The sequence below is a fragment of the Acinetobacter sp. YH12095 genome (assembly GCF_013419245.1).
Lineage (GTDB): Bacteria > Pseudomonadota > Gammaproteobacteria > Pseudomonadales > Moraxellaceae > Acinetobacter > Acinetobacter towneri.
In genome coordinates this window covers 304,210-318,734 of sequence record NZ_VPAL01000001.1, presented here as the reverse complement: position 1 = coordinate 318,734, position 14,525 = coordinate 304,210, and the positions used below count along the sequence as shown (strand labels likewise).

The following is a 14,525-nucleotide window of genomic DNA, read 5'->3' as shown; positions in this document are numbered from 1 at the left end:
CCAAAAAATAGTAAATTTGCTCCATTATATACACGGAATTGGCAAAAACTGTCTAAAGCCTGTATTTTCTCCTATAATATTTTACATCTTTATCCTTTCTATCAATTGATGCTGTCGTTATGACCGAACCTGCACCGACAACGGCTTTATCGCGCCTGCTTGATTTTGTCAGTCGACAACCTTTAACAGTTGCGCGTTTTTTTGCAAAATCTTTGGCTTTTTTGGTCAATACACTGCGTTTGAGTAAAACCTCTCAAACCATTCAACTCAATCTACAAATTGCGCTTCCTGAGCTGAACTCACAACAACGCGAACAGATTACCCAGCAAGCAATTCGTAACGAACTGACCTCTTATTTTGAGTTTTTTCATATTTGGGGATCAAGCAATCAAAAAAATATTCAAAGAATCCATCAGGTACATGGTTTAGAACTATTACAAGATGCACTGGCTGCACAAAAGGGTTTGGTCTTAATTGTGCCGCATTTTGGCACTTGGGAAATTATGAATGCGTGGATCGCTCAATATACGCAAATGACCATCATGTATAAACCTGTCAAAAACCCTGCGGCAGATGATTTTGTGCGCCAAGCACGTAGCCGTGAACAGGCACATTTAGTCCCAACAGATGAATCTGGGGTACGTCAAATTTTTAAAGCACTCAAACAAGGCGGAACCACTGTCATTTTGCCAGACCATACCCCAAATATAGGTGGTGAGATGATTCCTTTTTTTGGTATTCCGTTGGAATCGAGTAATTTAAGCGCCAAATTGATTCAGAAAACTAAAGCAAAAGCTTTGTTCTTATATGCGTTAAGAAATGCAGATCAAGGCTTTGATATGTATATCGAAGCGATAGATGAGCACATTTATCAGTGTGATGCCAATGCAGGGACAGCTATTATTCACCGTGCAATTGAAGATTTGATCCGTCGTTATCCTACACATTATCACTGGAGTTATAAACGCTATAAAGCCCATCCAGATTTACGCGGGGTCTATCATAAACCTGTGCAAGAAGCCTTGGCAGATGTGCAGGCTGTACGTGCCCAGACACAGAACCAAACTAACGCTGCAACCACAATTTCTGCTGCCGATACGGCTGTATAAGCATACGCTGTTGTGCATCTACAGAAAAACGTACGCTGCCCTGTTGTATGGTGTTCATGAACGGAATATTGAGCGCAGCCAAGCGTTGCTGAACTAAAGAACTAGGATGTCCATAACGATTATCAAAACCTGCAGATGCCACGGCCAATTTGGGTTTAATATGTGCTAAAAAATCATAGGCAGAACTGTGCTTACTCCCATGATGACCCAAAATTAACACATCTACTTTTAAATCAGGATATTCCTGCAACAATTGATATTCAGTTGCCCAACCTGCATCGCCCATCACTAAAAAATGCTGATATGGCTGTGCGGATGGCACTGAAATATACAACACACATGACAACTCATTTTGTTGCTGTGCGGCATAGGGTAATTGACTCGGTTTAGGAGATAAAACTTGTATCTGTACCTGATGTGGTAAAGACCACTGTTGCCCTTGCTGACACAAATTAAACTTGCTATTTACTGCCACATCTACGGTCTGATTGGCAAAGACATGCTGAATATTGACTTCATTTTGCAAATGAGGAAATGCACCACTATGGTCTTGGTCTAAATGACTTAAAACCACCAAGTCCAGTTGTTTAATACCATGCACCGCTAAAAATGGACGTAAAATTTGCTGTCCAATACTAAACTTACTTTCATCATAAGAACCGCCCACATCAATCATCATGTTGTAATGACCTGAACGTAAAAATAAAGCTTGTCCCTGCCCCACATCGAGTACTGTTAATTCAAATGGTTGTCGTTGGCTATCGACTATAATCAGTGGAACAAAACATAAGATTGCCCAAGTTTTAGGCAATACCGATTGTGGTAAAAATAGCAGAAATAAGCCTAAACATAGACAGACATACACCGCTGCAGACATCGACAAAGTATGTAACCGTGGTACAAAAACGGTTTCCATCCCCCGAAAAATCAAGCGCAACAAAGCCATAGCTAGATCATTCAATTGAAACAGTATTGACGCCAAGGGTTCAAAAATAAAAAAGCAAATTCCTGCCAAAACATCTAAAGGCACGATCAGCATACCAATCAATGGAATTGCGATGATATTAATAAGCGGTGCAATCCACGCCACTTGTTTAAAAAACACAATCACCAAAGGAAATAAGGCAATAAAAATTTTCCATTGCGACTCGATTAGAATTTTGCTGGCATGTTTCAGTTGCTGCCAACGATTCAGCTCTATACGTGGTTGCGCACTCAAGCTCTGATAAATACGCAGTAGAATAAAACAGGCCCCGTAAGACAGCCAAAAAGCAGCAGACAGTACACTTAAAGGATCAAACCATAATAATAAGGCAGCACTATAAATCAGCAAGGCAAAGCCTTGAAGCTTCTGCTTCAGCACTAACATTACTGTCACTAGACTGCACATCAGCAAGGTTCTTAATGCAGGAATTTCAAAACCGACAAAGGCGGTGTACAGCAATACACAACTTAAAAATGGCAACATGAGCAAGTATTGTTTAGGCATCCACAAATACCAATGCGGACGGTAATACCTAATCAGCTGACGTAATGCCCAACATAGCATGCCTGCAAAAATCAGCACATGTGGCCCTGAAATAGCCAATAAGTGGCTAATTCCAAAACGCTGAAACTGCGCTTCGGTTTCTGCATCTAATAGGCTTTTATCTCCTGTGAGTAATGCAAGAATTAAACCTTGATGCTGCAAAGGTTGCCGCTGAATAAACACTCGAATGTGATAACGCTGCTGTTCAATCCATAAACGAAATTTTGCCCATAGTGTTTGTTGAGCACGCCAATGTTGTGTAAACCCCATGGCATAAATCTGTTCAGCCGAGATAGGCTGAATCTGCTCTACTCGAAAACCACTCATAATATTTTGTTGTAAATACCACCGCTCTACATCAAATGCACCTGCTGTGGCATAACTATGTGCAGGGCGAATTTTTCCACTTAATTTGTAATAGTGTCCAAGTTCTAAATTTTGCTCTTGATCTGCCTGAGCTTGGGTCAAAGTTGCCAACCACGTCACTGTTTGAGGATGTCGGTTTAACACCTCAACCCTTTGTGAAATGCTGTTGTCATTCAGTTGATTTAACTGTCTGACATAAACCACGACTTCGGCAAATTCAGGTTGTAATTCACGCCATTGCAAACGCTGCTGCATCTGCGTATCGGCATAGATCAAACCAAGAACAAAACTCAAAACACCTGCTACGCCTACATTCAAACATTTCCAATAGATTGAAGATAAGCGAGCTTGCAACAAATACTGCACGATGGCACAGCATAGAATCAGTAAAACCATTGCGCTGGGCATGGCAGTCAGTGTATGTATTGAAAAAGAAGAAGAGCGTATTCCGACACAGGCGATCCCAATCACCCAAGCTAGTCCCATCAATTGCAGCATGAATATTAAACTTATTATTTTTATTGGCATGCATCATAAAGCCCACCGAAGTGGGCTTCAACAAAACAATCTTATTCCAGCAATTACTGTTTTAAACGCAATCGCTTTTGAGTGGCTTTACGAACTATGCCCCTTAAGCATCTACCCAAACACCATCTTGCATGTGCAAAATGGTATCGGCAGATTTTGCCAACTCTTCATCATGAGTCACAATCAACATCGCCATATTAAACTCTCTGCGTAATTCACGCAGCAATTCAAAAATTTTAACTGCAGTTTTGCGGTCTAAATTTCCAGTGGGTTCATCGGCAAGCATGAGTGCGGGTTTTGTTACTAATGCACGTGCCAACGCAACACGCTGACGCTCCCCTCCAGAAAGCTCACCTGGTTTGTGGGTTAAACGATGCGACAAACCGACACGCTCAAGCAGATACTCTGCCTGTGCCTTCACCTCTTTATAGTTCGTGCCTGCGCGTAACATTAACGGCATCGCCACATTTTCAAGCGCACTAAACTCAGGCAGCAAGTGATGAAATTGATAAACAAAACCGAGGTATTGATTACGCAAATAACCGCGCTCAGCTTCGCCTAAATTGTCAAAACGCTGACCATTTAAAAATACTTCGCCTGTACTTGGTCGGTCTAAGCCACCTAAAACATGCAATAAGGTACTTTTACCCGAACCACTCGCCCCAACAATAGACATAAATTGCCCCTGCTGAACTTGTAAATCTAGACCACGAATCACTTCAACAGTGGTTTTGCCATCGGTAAAGTGTTTAGAAACTTGTTTGGCTTCCAGAACAATCTTACTCATAACGCAATGCCTCTGCTGGTTGAATTTTCGCGGCACGTAATGCAGGGTAAATCGTCGCCAAGAAACTTAAAATTAATGACAAGCTCACAATCACCACCACATCTTGCCATCTTAAATATGAAGGTAAGTAGTTGATAAAGTAGGCATCAAATAAGTTTAGCCCTAATACATTATTCAACCATGCAATAAAGCCACTGATACTGGACGCGAAAATAATCCCCAAGATTGCACCTGAAACCGTGCCAATAACCCCAATGACCGTACCTTGCACCATAAAAATTTTGGTAATCGTGCTTGGTGATGCACCCAAAGTTCTTAAAATCGCAATATCCGATTTTTTATCGGTCACGACCATCACCAAAGACGACACGATATTAAATGCAGCCACCAAAACAATTAGGAATAACAATAGGCTCACCATCGCCTTTTCCATTTGAATGGCGCTAAACAAGTTGCCGTGCGTATAAGTCCAGTCCGAAGCATAAAAATTGGCAGGTAGCTCTTGCACAATATCTCGAGATACTTGTGGTGCAGCAAAAATATCATCCAGTTTTAAACGTACACCTTGCGCACCATCGGGTAAACGCAGCAAAGTCGAAGCATCATTCAGGGCGATATATCCCATCATCGAATCGACTTCTGCACCAATACTAAAAATACCAACCACTTTGAAGCGTTTAAAACGCGGTACAACCCCTGCAGGGGATGGCGTTGCTTCAGGTAAAACCAAGGTGATGCTGTCGTTTAAACCCAAACCCAAGGCATCAGTCATTTGTTTGCCCAAAACAATACCGAACTCACCCTTTTTCAGATTGTCGATACTGCCTGCAACCATGTGGTTTTGAATGATGGATACTTTCTTTTCGTATTCGGGTTCAATTCCCGTGACCATAATGCCCGACACTTGCCCTTGTGCAGTCAACATGCCTTGCAATTGCGTAAATGGTGCAGCACCAACAACATGCTTATGTTGCTCAACTTTCGTTGCAAGTTCTGGCCAATTTGTTAAAATTTGTGTTGATGAAACAGTGGCTTGAGGTATCATGCCCAAGACACGATTTTTTAATTCACGATCAAAACCATTCATCACCGAAAGTACGGTAATGAGGACGGCAACACCCAAAGTTAGACCGATCATCGAAACTAAGGCAATAAAAGAAATAAAGTGGTTACTGCGCCGAGCGCGCGTATATCTCAACCCTATATATAGCGAGATTGGTTTAAACATACCATCAAGTCCGAGGTAATACATTATGGAAAATTTACAGCATCAAAGCGTCGCGTCTGAACGTCGTGTCATGTCACGAATTGATGCTGCCCTGAGAATCAATTACCAGATCATTTCTGACGATGTTGCGCTGAACGACCCTTACGATGCTAATTTTGTTTTACCGCGTTATTTTCTACTACTCGCAGAATTAGATCAATTTGATCATGCATTAAACTACGAATTAGAACAATTAACTGAAAAAGATCAACAAATTGCTCGAATCTTATCCTTATTCAACCAAAAATTAAACCTTATTACAGGGTCTTTATACGATGCAATTGTACAAAGCATGTTACCTATCCCTGAACAGGTCAATTTTTCAGAAAGTGGTTTCAGTTTTTATAGTGAACGTGAATTAAACACGGGCAGTTATATTCATGTCACGCTCAGCCATCCTGAAAACTTTTTCCATATAGCCGCAACCGCGCAAGTGGTTTACAGCCGTGAAGAAGAAAATGGACAATATCGTACTGGGGCGTATTTTATTACTTTACACCCTCAAGATCGCGTCAAACTTGCAGAAGCCGTTGCTTTAAAACAAGCATAATCTAAGAAATAAAATAAATCATTTCTGCATGTTCGCGTATATAAAATCACGTGGATAACGCCATCTTTGCATATCGTTAGGATGGTGTTTTGATTTTCTGAGCCAATGCCCGACTTGCTTTAAGATCACGATAAAAATACAGCACTAAGCCTGACAATAAAACCAAAGCGCCCACAAATACCATGACCGATAAAGCTTCTTGATTGAATAAAGCACCAATCAACAAAGCAATCATTGGCGTCATGACGGTGGTTAAAGATAAGGTGGTCGCCTGAATATTCTGCACCAATTTAAAATAACAGAACATTGCAATCAAAGAAGCCATGATCACGGTATAAAGTAAAGCTGCGATAGATTTAAGACTCGGCAAACTAGTCGGTACATATTGCCAAATAAACGGCACAATACATAAAGCCGCAATGGTTGATACCAAAATCGAGCCAGTTGCCTGTGCTACAGGTTCAACTTGCGCATTAACTTTTTTCACCCAGAAAATAGACATGGTGTAGGTCAATACACTAAACAGCATTAAAACAATACCCAGAGGATGCACATGCTGTGTTTCGCCGCCAAAGCAGATGATGCCAAGCCCTAAAATGGACACTGTCATTCCGATCCATTGAATACGTGCCAAATGCAACTGAAACACAAAACGACCAATCAAACCTGCTATGATGGGGGTCAGACCAAACATCAGGGCGATAATGCCTGAGCTTAAATAAGCGGTGGCAATGTAGGTGAAAATTTGTGAACCGATCAGACTAAACGAACCTGCCAAATAACTATGCCACGCTTGTAGATGATGTGGAAATTTCACTTTTAACAGCAGCAATAAAATAATAGCTAAGGGCAAAGCAATGAAAAAACGTAGCACCAAAGCCCAAAGCATGTGTAAATCTGACACACTCCAGACAATTGCCAAAGGCGTTGTTGCCCAAATGAAAACCAATAAGGCATAGGTCATCATAATATTGGTTTTAGAAGGCATGCGTGACTCGTATTAAGCAGTTTTACGTTTTTGCTTTTGGATGGTTTGATCTAGACTACTTGAAAACTCACGTTTATCACGTTCTGAAATAGGTGCTGGCCCACCTGTTTGTACGCCTGCACCACGCAAAGTATCCATAAAATCACGCAAATGCAGACGCGCTTTCACATTGGCAACAGTATAAATTTCACCACGTGGATGAATCGCTATTCCGCCCTTTTCAATCACTTGTGCCGCTAGTGGAATATCCTGCGTGATCACAATGTCGTGTTCCTTCATGCGATCTACAATTTCCTGATCGGCGGCATCGGCACCATGCATCACTTGAATAGAGTTAATCCGTACCGAAGGCGTAATCCCGACCGATTGATTGGCAACAAAAGTGACTTCAAGTTGGTAACGATCTGAAGCACGTAAAATGACTTCTCTTAGAATTTTAGGTAATGCATCTGCATCAACCCAAAGTTTAAATGGCAGCACTGTGCAACCCTGATAATAATATGCGACTAGTGTATCAAACTCATTACATTGCAGTATGTTTAAAATGCTCAGAATTGCATGCTAAAGTGTAGATGGATGTGATTTTGTTTCTGCTGCATCGCTGTCCACAATCTGTACAAATGCAGTGGCATTACATGAAATTTCAGCCAAAGACTTGAAAAATCGAAATAACCCTCGATCTAAGAGTAAAGAAAAGAACCCAACATCTCAAAGTGCTTATGAACAATCAAAATAGACCAGAAATCATCCGCATTGAAGATCAGAACTTCGGCAGCCATGTTGAACATTGGAATTTACTCACGGATGAACCCTGCACCGAAGTTCCAAAATGGTTAGGACTGGCTCTAGATGCACCAATTATGCCAATGGGTTTATGCCGCCAAGAAGCAGAAATGGATCAAAGCACATGGCTGATTCAAGGCCCAAGCAAAGAGGCAATTCAATTGACACAAGTGATTGCGGTTGAAAATAACAAACCACAAGCTGTAAAAACGGCTTTCCCTTGCTTTGAAAGTCCTTACAAAGTTGAAGCTAAAATTGAACGTATCATTAGCTGCAAATCTAACACTCAAGCGGTGCTTCGACTCAATTTAGGCAACAACAGTATTGTCTATGCTTTTGACAGTTTATACAGCGTCAACCATCAACAATACCAAAAAGATCAAACCTACTGGGTGCATTTAAACGCATGGGCGTATGAACTTGAAGCTGTTGCTGAAGGCGAACAATTGGTGGTCGATGATCCTGCGTCAATTAAACACCATCGTGCGCTGAATGATATTTTAGCAGCCAATGATGGTGTTGCACCTGCCAATCTGCAAGAACAAATTGACGCATGGCAACCTAAGTCCGAAGATGACAAAGCACCTGTAACGGTGGATTTTTCTAAAATGGTCGCATATTTATATGGCGAAAATATCGGTCAGGAAGATGAAGCTTGGTTTCAGGGCAATGTTGTTGGTAAAACCAGTTTTGAATTCATGAATCAAGCCTATACTGTTTATGATGTCACTCTAATTCATGATGAAAATCAGCCTGCGATTTTAATTCGTCTTGCAACTAAAAATCCTGCGCACCAAAACTTTGAAATTGGACAATACATTCGTGGCAATATTTGGATTCAAGCCAATATTCACAATATAAAACAGTAGTTTATTAAAAATAAACCTCAAAGTAGCTGTCTAAATAATAAATTCATATTCATCATCCCCCCATCCTCGCCTTCTCCTCAGGGAGAAGGAACTTTCAATACTTATTTCACTGATGGCTTATAATCAATTTTTGATTGTTAAAAGCGTGCTATTGATAGTATGAATATATTGATGCTTATTTAAGCATTTTAAATTCAAAAAAACGCAGTTATCCACAGCTTTAAATTTATTATAAATTCAAAATCAGCCATATTTTAAATCGAATATGTGGATAAGTTATTTTAAAACCCAAACATCTGCACCAAGCACCGTAGATAATCTGAAAGCCTTGAGTGGTGCGGATTTTAAAAATCAACACAGAATTAATTCATTATTGGCAGATATTATATTTAAAATAAAATTAGTACTTTATTTAATCAATTTTTTATGCTAAAAATATAGCCGTATTTAAATATTTAACGATAAATAGATCATCGGAAAATAATATCTATGAAAATCGTGCAAGAAGAAAACTTACAGCATGTAGAACATCAACTTGAGCAACGCTATCAGCTCGACCCGATGTCTTGCCTATTTTTTGCATTAGGCATGCTGCTCTCCGCCTACGGCTTACACTATTTTGTGTTCTGAGTTTCACTCATCAACAAGCCTCTATGACTTTTCACCTATTTCTATAAAAAAAACCCAGCTAATTCAGCTGGGTTTTTGCTTTTTACTACTATCAATTAACCGTGACGTTTTGCAAAGTCATCCATAAAGTTAACCAAAGCTTGTACGCCATCTAATGGCACTGCATTATAAATACTTGCGCGCATACCACCTACAGAACGGTGACCTGCCAAGTTCAACAAACGGTTTTCTTCAGCTTCTTGCAAGAATTGTTTTTCCAGTGCGGCATCAGCCAAAGTAAACGGAACGTTCATAATTGAACGGTTTGCGCTATAAATTGGATTCGCGTAGAAATCGCTTGAATCGATATAACCGTATAATAATTTCGCTTTTTCTAGGTTAGCTTGATGAATCGCATCTACACCACCGTTTTGCAATAACCACTCAAACACTAAACCAGACAAATACCATGCATAAGTTGCAGGTGTATTCACCATGGAATCATTTTTTGCCTGTGCTGAATATTTCAAAATGCTTGGAATTTCAGGCTTGGCTTGATCAAGCAAATCTTCACGTACAATCACAATGGTTAAGCCTGCTGGGCCAATATTTTTTTGCGCACCTGCATAAATCAGACCAAATTTAGATACATCTAAAGGTGCAGATAAAATGCTTGATGAGAAATCACATACCAACGGTTTGTCTGTTTCTGGAATATTGGCAAACTGCAAACCACCAATTGTTTCGTTATCTGCATAATGCACATAGGCAGCATCGGCAGATAAGTTCCATTGGCTTTGTTCGCTAATGGCATGCTTACCTTCAATCTGAATACCCGCTTCAACGACATGAATATCGCCATAGCGCTGCGCTTCTTTTAAGGCTTTTTCAGACCAAATACCCGTGTGGATATAATCTGCCTTGTTGTTTTTACCCAACAAATTCAATGGAATCGCAGAGAATTGTAGCGATGCACCACCCTGCAAGAACAATACTTTGTAGTTCTCAGGAATATTCATGAGTTTGCGCAGGTCTGCTTCCGCTTTTTCAGCCATGGCAACATAGTCGGCACTACGGTGGCTCATTTCCATGATCGAAAGACCTTTGCCATGCCAGTCAAGCATTTCAGCTTGAGCTTTTTCAAGTACGGCAGTCGGTAATGCTGCAGGACCAGCACAGAAGTTGTACGCGCGCATGATTTTTCCTTTCAGAGTGAAACACAATAAAATGATGGCATTTAACCATATCTGGCAGGGTCTTGCACAAAATTATTTCAATCTATGAGCCAAGATAGAGTCAAAAAATCAATGTAGATTCGAGGGATAAATTTACTAAATCAAAAAAAGAGGTTGAAATGTGTGCGACAATATCTGTCGCAAATTGATCAAAAAAACCACCCACTACTCCTAATTAAATGATATTTTAAATAAATATTAAAGGGGAAATAAACAATGACAACATTCTTCAATCACTTTAAGGTAGATAAAAATTTACTTGAAGTTGACTTCTTTGACCCTAATCTGGAAACAGATACTCGCTTATACATTGATAGTTATTATTTAACTCGTTGTGAGAACATACATTCCAAGTCTGCTCTGACTACTCAGCAAAATTTTATGAAATGTTTAATGGAAGCTCTTAAAGAAAAAGATGAAATTAAAGCAAGAAAATTATGCTCCCATTTTCCTGAGCCCAAATATACTGGCATTGGTGCAACTAAAGAAGGAGTAAATGGCAAAGGATCACACGATATTAAAGTTGAATATATACTCACATGCTTAAAGTCTTCTCAGGCAGCTCAGACAGGCTTATTAGAAGATCTTGAAGAATTAATATTAGTTGCAGATGGTATAGGTCCGGACACTATTTCAGATATAACGACTAGGGTCTGTTGACATTTCATAAATGGCTTGCGCTGTAGGCTAAAACTGAGCAGATCTGGCATGAAACGCAAGGAATAGCGAGATTATTGCTAAGTTTCATAACGCAATCTGAGAAAGTTTTAGCCACAGCCTTTCAGGGCGAGCATATTTTTTGCTGCTATTGCGTTATGTGCCAGTCATTTAAAATGACTAAATTTCCTGTCCCATGCCTTTAATAGCAGCTAAAAAATATGCGTTGCCGCAAACATAGACGAATTGTCAACAAACCCTAATATTTGCTTTAAACATTTTGCAGAATATACATTAGAACAATGTGAAAAATTAGGTATAGAAACGACTGAAACAAAAGAGGCTATTCATTTCTTTTGTGCAATCGATAACGAATGGAAAAAATCAAAATTTTCACTTCCTCACGCTCCTTGGGGGCCTAATAAAGTTGTTGGACCTGTAATTTTGTTACCTCAAAATATCTTGGAATCTATGATTAGCTATAAAACTAATTATTTTTTCACTAATATTAGACCTCTTGCGAAAGTAAAAAATTGTTTATACTCATCTCATGAAATATGAAAATTTAACAAGATTTAATGATGAAGAATTTAAACGACTTGTTGGAGTTCCTCGTCCATTATTCTTAAAAATGGTATCAGTGTTACAACATGCTGAACTTGCCAAGAAAAAATCTGGAAGACCTCATTCGTTGTTTTTAGAGGATCAATTGTTGTTAACTTTAAATTACTTACGCTGTTATAGAACTCAAATTGAGTTATCCGCCGACTATAACCTAGCTGAAAGTAATGTGAATCGTACGATTCAGAAAGTTGAAAATGCTCTGATTCAATCACGGATTTTCGCATTGCCGAAAAGGAATCAAAAGTTTAATGAGGGGGATTATGTAATCGTTGATGTTACTGAGTCACAGATTGAGCGTCCCAAAAAAACAAAGAAAATTCTATAGTGGTAAAAAGAAGAAACATACGCTAAAAACACAGGTCATTTTTAACCCCCAATTAAAGCAAATTGTAAGTATACAGATTGAAGATGGCAGAAAACACGATCTGAACATTGCGCGTAAGCATTTGAAGGAGATGATTATTTATCCTTATATCATGGCAGATTTAGCCTATAAAGGATTTCATCAGATTAAGAGTAAGTTACTCATTCTAATCAAGAAACCTAACAATTTATCATTACCCCAAATAGCAAAACAGATCAACCAAGAAATCAGTCGGCGTAGGATCACAATTGAACATATCAACGGCAAACTTAAACATTTTCGGATATTAACAGAACGCCATAGAAATAGACGGAAACGATTTGGTCTAAGAATGAATTTAATTGCTGGAATGGTGAATTGGATGCTCTTAAATTAACTTTCGTAAGAGATCTATTGCCACCCCTTTATTTAAAGAAGAAGTTTTACGTAGAGATGCTTCAGCAAGCTTTATTTATTCTTTAAAATCTGGCGAGAAAAGAGTGAATGTAAAAAAATGCGAGAGCAACATCCTGAATTTCGAGGGGGGAAAAAGCAATATGGATGAATTAATCGCAAAAAAATCCAAGACTTTTAAAAGAATATAGAGAAAAAGTAGCTAAAAAACGCTATTTAAAAAGAAAAGGTAAAAAAAGAAGATTAGAGGACGCATAAGCGTGCTTTTTATAGACAAATGTACAAGAAACAATACTATAACTTTACACTAGTTCTATCTGCGAACCTTTGATTTATACTAGCGGGATAACATTACCGGCTTTAAATCAGTTTAGCGACTTTATGAACTTAAAGAAAAATAAAAGACAGCTTGTCTGGGGTTTAAATCTGCTTGCATCTATGATGTATGGCAGCTTTGCTCATGCACAGAGCATCAGCTTTCAGGATGCTGAACGTCAGTTGTTGCAAAATTCTTATAGCAGCCAAGCCTATCAAAGTCTGGAACAGGCTTCAAAACTTGAAGCTGAAGCAGTAAAAGGCGTAGGTCTGCCACGTGTCGACCTGAATGTTCGTGCCTATGCCTTTCACAGTGAAGTCGATATTCCATTAAAGCAATTTAAAAATAATCTGGAGAATTCACTCTCTCAAGGCGTGAATGGCCGGCTTAATGAGTGGGAGGCCAGTAATGGCGTGGATCTACCTGCAGGTATTACCGATCCACTGCGTGATGGACTTAACAATACTATTCATAGCGGAGTTGGTCTGATTCCGGATACGTCTAATGTCATCCTTGAAGATCAGGTGATTCGCCCCACTGTTTCCGTGATTATGCCAATATATACTGGAGGCCTCACCCGTAGTGCCAAAGAAATTGCCAATATTCAGGTCGGTCGTAGTCAGCTCAGCAACAAACAGCAGCAAGATACGCAGCGTTTTGAACTGATTCAAAGTTATTTTAATGTGCAGCTCCAAAAGCAATTGCATGCAGCTGCGCTGTTTAATCTGAATGCCATGCAGCAGCATTATCGCAATGCCTTAAAAATGGAACAGCAAGGTTTTATCAGTAAAGGCCAGCGTATGCAATTTGAAGTGGCACGTAATAATGCCGAGCGCAGCCAGCAAAATACGCAGGCCAATTTGAATGCTGCGCTGTTCCAGCTGAATAATCTGCTTCAGGAAAGTAGCATCACTGAGCTTTCGACGCCTTTATTTGTCAATAAAACCGAGCCACAGGCCTTAAATCATCTGCTAAAAACTTTTAGTCAGAACTCTGCGCTGATTCAAAAAATGCAGCTGGATACCCAATTGGCCCAAGCCAATGTAAAAGCCCAGCAAGCAGCTAAAAAACCGAATGTTTTTGCTTTTGGCGAATATAGTCTGGATCAAAATGAAAACTGGATTGTCGGAGTTGCCGCACGCTATAACCTGTTTTCTGGGATCGATAAAAACAAAAATATTCAGGCTGCCGAACTCAAACGCTCTGCCACAGAACTGCTCACTGCACGCACCCAGCAGGAAATTGAAAATCTGATTTATAAATCTTATAGCGAAGCACTCAGCGCACAGCAAAGTGATGCACTTCTGGCACAAAATTTGAAAGCCGCACAGGAAAATTTACGCATCCAAGAATTGTCCTTTAAAGAAGATATGGGCACCGCCATACAGGTCATCGATGCACAAAATATGCTGAGCGGACTACGAGCCGAAACTGCCTTGAATGCTTACAAATATGTGATGTCACTGGCCACACTATTACAAAGCCATGGCTCGATTGCAGAATTTCCGAACTACATCCAACATACCAACACTCACTATATTCGCTAATGGAG

General features: G+C 39.7%; 14 protein-coding genes. 8 read left to right on the top strand and 6 right to left on the bottom strand.

Translation table 11 applies throughout. From position 1 onward, the window contains the following. Positions 1-119 precede the first annotated feature (119 nt). The gene (locus FTU35_RS01560; RefSeq protein WP_004971822.1) at positions 120-1,109 is read left to right on the top strand and encodes a lysophospholipid acyltransferase family protein; all 990 of its coding nucleotides are present in this window, start codon (positions 120-122) and stop codon (positions 1,107-1,109) included. On the opposite strand, the gene FTU35_RS01555 is transcribed toward FTU35_RS01560, so the two are convergent. The 3 genes from FTU35_RS01555 to FTU35_RS01545 all read right to left on the bottom strand — a co-directional run bounded on the left by FTU35_RS01555 (position 1,066) and on the right by FTU35_RS01545 (position 5,546). Next, positions 1,066-3,501, bottom strand: coding sequence for a DNA internalization-related competence protein ComEC/Rec2 (locus FTU35_RS01555; protein ID WP_179991113.1), 2,436 nt, complete (start codon positions 3,499-3,501; stop codon positions 1,066-1,068). The genes FTU35_RS01560 and FTU35_RS01555 overlap by 44 nt on opposite strands. A gap of 133 nt (positions 3,502-3,634) precedes the next feature. Next, a complete protein-coding gene (lolD, locus tag FTU35_RS01550) occupies positions 3,635-4,318 on the bottom strand; it encodes a lipoprotein-releasing ABC transporter ATP-binding protein LolD (protein ID WP_179991114.1) in 684 nt (227 codons plus the stop codon). Beyond that, positions 4,311-5,546, bottom strand: coding sequence for a lipoprotein-releasing ABC transporter permease subunit (locus tag FTU35_RS01545; RefSeq protein WP_104853304.1), 1,236 nt, complete (start codon positions 5,544-5,546; stop codon positions 4,311-4,313). The genes lolD and FTU35_RS01545 overlap by 8 nt, the downstream gene beginning before the upstream one ends. Positions 5,547-5,571: 25 nt before the next feature. Between FTU35_RS01545 and FTU35_RS01540 the strand changes: the two genes are divergently transcribed. Beyond that, positions 5,572-6,135 carry a PilZ domain-containing protein gene (locus tag FTU35_RS01540; protein WP_004971830.1) on the top strand — a complete coding sequence of 188 codons (564 nt, stop codon included), beginning with the start codon at positions 5,572-5,574 and terminating at the stop codon, positions 6,133-6,135. A gap of 76 nt (positions 6,136-6,211) precedes the next feature. Here the strand turns inward: FTU35_RS01540 and FTU35_RS01535 are convergent, their stop codons facing one another. Further along, complete coding sequence (locus FTU35_RS01535; RefSeq protein WP_178865716.1) at positions 6,212-7,123, bottom strand: DMT family transporter; 912 nt, start codon at positions 7,121-7,123, stop codon at positions 6,212-6,214. 12 nt (positions 7,124-7,135) lie between these two features. After that, a complete protein-coding gene (locus tag FTU35_RS01530) occupies positions 7,136-7,603 on the bottom strand; it encodes a YaiI/YqxD family protein (RefSeq protein WP_004971836.1) in 468 nt (155 codons plus the stop codon). A gap of 239 nt (positions 7,604-7,842) precedes the next feature. On the opposite strand from FTU35_RS01530, the gene FTU35_RS01525 reads away from it, so the two are divergent. Next, entirely contained in the window at positions 7,843-8,775 is a 933-nt protein-coding gene (locus FTU35_RS01525; RefSeq protein ID WP_019837949.1) for a hypothetical protein, read from the top strand. Positions 8,776-9,264: 489 nt separating this feature from the next. Next, on the top strand, positions 9,265-9,405 hold the full coding sequence (locus tag FTU35_RS01520) for a hypothetical protein (RefSeq protein ID WP_004971840.1): 141 nt from the start codon (positions 9,265-9,267) through the stop codon (positions 9,403-9,405). 95 nt (positions 9,406-9,500) lie between these two features. On the opposite strand, the gene serC is transcribed toward FTU35_RS01520, so the two are convergent. Then, the gene (gene serC / locus FTU35_RS01515) at positions 9,501-10,580 is read right to left on the bottom strand and encodes a 3-phosphoserine/phosphohydroxythreonine transaminase (RefSeq protein ID WP_004971842.1); all 1,080 of its coding nucleotides are present in this window, start codon (positions 10,578-10,580) and stop codon (positions 9,501-9,503) included. A gap of 255 nt (positions 10,581-10,835) precedes the next feature. Between serC and FTU35_RS01510 the strand changes: the two genes are divergently transcribed. The 4 genes from FTU35_RS01510 (at position 10,836) to FTU35_RS01495 (ending at position 14,520) form a co-directional block, all read left to right on the top strand. Next, positions 10,836-11,279: a hypothetical protein gene (locus FTU35_RS01510; protein WP_180008359.1), complete on the top strand. Its 444-nt coding sequence runs from the start codon at positions 10,836-10,838 to the stop codon at positions 11,277-11,279. Between the two features lie 243 nt (positions 11,280-11,522). Next, positions 11,523-11,837, top strand: a complete 315-nt coding sequence (locus FTU35_RS01505; RefSeq protein ID WP_035310653.1) for a hypothetical protein — start codon at positions 11,523-11,525, stop codon at positions 11,835-11,837. Next, positions 11,827-12,640 (top strand): IS5 family transposase gene (locus tag FTU35_RS01500; protein WP_180064438.1). Its coding sequence is split into 2 segments (ribosomal slippage): positions 11,827-12,213 and positions 12,215-12,640, totalling 813 coding nucleotides; the frame shifts between segments, so codons are not numbered across the junction. The genes FTU35_RS01505 and FTU35_RS01500 overlap by 11 nt, the downstream gene beginning before the upstream one ends. 398 nt (positions 12,641-13,038) lie before the next feature. Next, entirely contained in the window at positions 13,039-14,520 is a 1,482-nt protein-coding gene (locus FTU35_RS01495; protein WP_168370507.1) for a TolC family protein, read from the top strand. The last annotated feature ends 5 nt before the right edge of the window (positions 14,521-14,525 follow it).

Bases quoted from the DNA above. Each gene is read 5' to 3' on its own strand.
- FTU35_RS01540 (WP_004971830.1), top strand. From the start codon at position 5,572: ATGGAAAATTTACAGCATCAAAGCGTCGCGTCTGAACGTCGTGTCATG.
- FTU35_RS01520 (WP_004971840.1), top strand. From the start codon at position 9,265: ATGAAAATCGTGCAAGAAGAAAACTTACAGCATGTAGAACATCAACTT.
- serC (WP_004971842.1), bottom strand. From the start codon at position 10,580: ATGCGCGCGTACAACTTCTGTGCTGGTCCTGCAGCATTACCGACTGCC.
- FTU35_RS01555 (WP_179991113.1), bottom strand. From the start codon at position 3,501: ATGCTGCAATTGATGGGACTAGCTTGGGTGATTGGGATCGCCTGTGTC.
- FTU35_RS01545 (WP_104853304.1), bottom strand. From the start codon at position 5,546: ATGTTTAAACCAATCTCGCTATATATAGGGTTGAGATATACGCGCGCT.
- FTU35_RS01495 (WP_168370507.1), top strand. From the start codon at position 13,039: ATGAACTTAAAGAAAAATAAAAGACAGCTTGTCTGGGGTTTAAATCTG.
- FTU35_RS01510 (WP_180008359.1), top strand. From the start codon at position 10,836: ATGACAACATTCTTCAATCACTTTAAGGTAGATAAAAATTTACTTGAA.
- FTU35_RS01560 (WP_004971822.1), top strand. From the start codon at position 120: ATGACCGAACCTGCACCGACAACGGCTTTATCGCGCCTGCTTGATTTT.
- FTU35_RS01525 (WP_019837949.1), top strand. From the start codon at position 7,843: ATGAACAATCAAAATAGACCAGAAATCATCCGCATTGAAGATCAGAAC.
- lolD (WP_179991114.1), bottom strand. From the start codon at position 4,318: ATGAGTAAGATTGTTCTGGAAGCCAAACAAGTTTCTAAACACTTTACC.
- FTU35_RS01535 (WP_178865716.1), bottom strand. From the start codon at position 7,123: ATGCCTTCTAAAACCAATATTATGATGACCTATGCCTTATTGGTTTTC.